The 1,298-nt window shown below is 39.7% G+C and carries 1 protein-coding gene and 1 pseudogene; one reads left to right on the top strand and one right to left on the bottom strand.

Annotated features, from left to right (window positions below; translation table 11 throughout):
• A partial coding sequence (locus tag BLV99_RS17970; RefSeq protein ID WP_171250912.1) for a transposase occupies window positions 1–293 on the bottom strand: 293 nt, incomplete at its 3' end.
• A gap of 56 nt (window positions 294–349) precedes the next feature.
• Between BLV99_RS17970 and BLV99_RS17965 the strand changes: the two are divergent.
• Window positions 350–1,201 (top strand): annotated as a pseudogene (locus tag BLV99_RS17965) (fimbrial protein); the annotation flags it as partial.
• Between the last annotated feature and the right edge of the window lie 97 nt (window positions 1,202–1,298).

Genomic DNA, 1,298 nt, shown 5'->3' with positions numbered 1-1,298 from the left:
CTACAAAGCGTGGTGTAATCTGGAGCTATCCAATTTAATCCGCAAAGTTTAATCAGACTTTGCACAAAGCCAGTGACCATACGTAAAGACAGACGGAATAAGGATTTAATCATTAAGCAGCATTGGATGGCTGCGTCGGAGTAGGTTTGATTTCGCCCTTGTTTGCCTTTTGATGGAGCATACCATTGCGTAGCAGGATCAAACCAAATGGCAATATTTCCGCGACTCATGAGTGCTCGGTTATATGCGGGCCAATTGGTTGTGCGGTAGATTTTGTGTGTAGGCTTCTTCATTTGAAAATTATATCGCTGAAAAACCCTTTACAGATAGGTTTGTGCAACAAAGCCCCATGAATGCAGTAACTGACTTAATGACCAATAGTACAATTCCTAAAGGTGGCTATTCATATACCTATTATCAAATTCCCTCTGCTAACATTACGCCAGCCTCACCAAATATGAAAGTCTATATCGCTTTTAGTGTTAAAGATAATCAGAATACTGCAACAGAACATTGGGTCAATAGCCCAACTAATTCTTATGAACTCTTTAATGGCTATAGTGATACGCGCGGCTTGCGGCTACAAAATATTCGTCTATTGGTATCGGGTTTGGGGAATAGTGCTGGTCAGTATACAATCTCAAATTTAAGATTAGGTAATTTTTCTGCAAGCGACATAAACAGGATACGCGGGAGGTGGAGAGGGGCAACTGCTGTTACATCAATTAGATTAAATAACACGACTTTTCAAGTTAAAAAATCGACCTGTATAATTAATAATGGTACAGCAATTAATGTTAATTTACCCACTGTACCAAGTAGTAGCTTTACTGCGGTAGGTCAAACTGCTGGAGATACTTCATTTATTGTGAATGTGACTGGCTGTGGTTCAGCTGATACGAATAAAACGCTGGTTGCCTTGTTAACCGATAATAATAATGCGTCTGCAAGTAATCCGAGCGGAGTATTAAAAAATATCCATTCTCCTAATGTTTCAGTGCAAATTACCGACAGTGTTGGAAACGCTTTACCGATTGCCCCGAAACATATTGATAGTTCAAATAGCTTTTTTAGTTTTGGGACCATTGGTTCTGGTGGTACGGTTTCTAAAGCATTTAAAGCGCGTTACTATTCTAATGTTGGTGCTGTATCTGCAACGCTGGTTCAAGCACAGGCTACTATTACGCTGATCTATAATTAAACGGCACTGTTGCAAATAGAGATTTGAGTCGATGATGTTCCCTTTAAAAAGTACTTAGAGACCGAAAACCCTGTTGATTAGACACACTTCACCCTGA

The sequence above is a fragment of the Acinetobacter kyonggiensis genome (genome assembly GCF_900107285.1).
In the GTDB taxonomy this organism is placed as follows: domain Bacteria; phylum Pseudomonadota; class Gammaproteobacteria; order Pseudomonadales; family Moraxellaceae; genus Acinetobacter; species Acinetobacter kyonggiensis.
Note: the sequence above shows the minus strand (reverse complement) of the source record. Positions and strands in the feature narration are given on the sequence as shown.